The 1,087-nt window shown below is 58.9% G+C and carries 3 protein-coding genes; all 3 read right to left on the bottom strand.

Annotated elements, in window-relative coordinates; genetic code table 11:
- A partial coding sequence (locus tag E4K64_RS39940; protein WP_135163638.1) for a transposase occupies window positions 1-208 on the bottom strand: 208 nt, incomplete at its 3' end.
- 65 nt (window positions 209-273) lie between these two features.
- Entirely contained in the window at window positions 274-471 is a 198-nt protein-coding gene (locus tag E4K64_RS41735) for a hypothetical protein (protein WP_135167639.1), read from the bottom strand.
- Window positions 472-748: 277 nt separating this feature from the next.
- Window positions 749-1,087, bottom strand: a 339-nt coding sequence (locus E4K64_RS39950) for a transposase (protein WP_209311909.1), incomplete at its 5' end; no start/stop codon positions are given.

Consider the following 1,087-nt stretch of genomic DNA (forward strand, 5'->3'; position numbering starts at 1 on the left):
CGGTGGGTTCGGCGATCCGACTCCCGCCGCCCGGACCGAAAACATCGGCAGCGCTGCCTTCGAGCTGGGCCTTCCACGATGTGATCTGATTGGGGTGAACGTCGAACTGCTCCGCCAGTTGCGCCAGCGTGCGGTCACCCTTGACGGCGGCAAGTGCCACCTTCGCCTTGAAAGCCGGAGTGTGGTTCCGCCGTGCTCGTCTGCTCATCGTCTCTCCTGATTCGCGGGTCAATCTTGCCCGCCGTCAGGCAGAAACTCCACTTATCGCGCTGTTCAGATTTGCGGGACCAGCTCAGAGCTCAATGCGGCCACCGGGGGGAAGCGTTGGAAGATGGCGCGCCGAGAGACGGCATAGCGGATCGCCTCGGCCAGCTTTGATTTGCCGGAGATCCGCGGCAAAGTTTGCTGCCAGAAGTCGAAGAGATCCGCGACGACCGCCGTGCAGTGTTTTACTTGCGCGCAGCAATGCATGCGTCGGTTCCTTGTTCTCGTACGGTATTCCGAAGAACAGGTGATTACACTGAGTGGTTCACCCATTGCGTCAGCGAATCTGGGATGGCAGCGGTCAGTCGGCTGGGCACATCTTGCCTGCCGCAACCCCGACCGAGGTGATTGGCTATTCCTGCGCACGAGAGATCGGTATGGCGGGCACGCTTTGGGGAGAATAATCGACGACTGACATTCGTACGAAGCCGATCTTTCTGCCGCTCCGAAAGGCAGACCGGAGACGACGATCTAGTACCCGGAATCAGAGCTGAGTGAGACGGCGGCCTTTGAAACGGCGTTGACGGACCTTTTTCTTGGTCCAGACGAAGGGCTCGGCTTTGTCGTGGTACGCGTTGACGTAGGCATCGATGTGTTCCTGAAGCTGCTTGAGGCTTGTGAAGGAGGTGCCGCTGAGCGATTGTCCCTGCAAGATTGAGAACCATACCTCGACCTGATTGAGCCACGACGCACTGGTCGGCGTGAAATGGAATTGCACATTGGGATGGGCCTTGAGCCAGTTCTCATTCTTCTTGTGGGTGTTGAGGTTGTCGAGGATGACGTGAAGCTTCCGGCCCGGAAAGGCCGCGGTGAGGCTGTTCAT

This window comes from Bradyrhizobium frederickii, assembly GCF_004570865.1.
GTDB classification, from domain to species: domain Bacteria; phylum Pseudomonadota; class Alphaproteobacteria; order Rhizobiales; family Xanthobacteraceae; genus Bradyrhizobium; species Bradyrhizobium frederickii.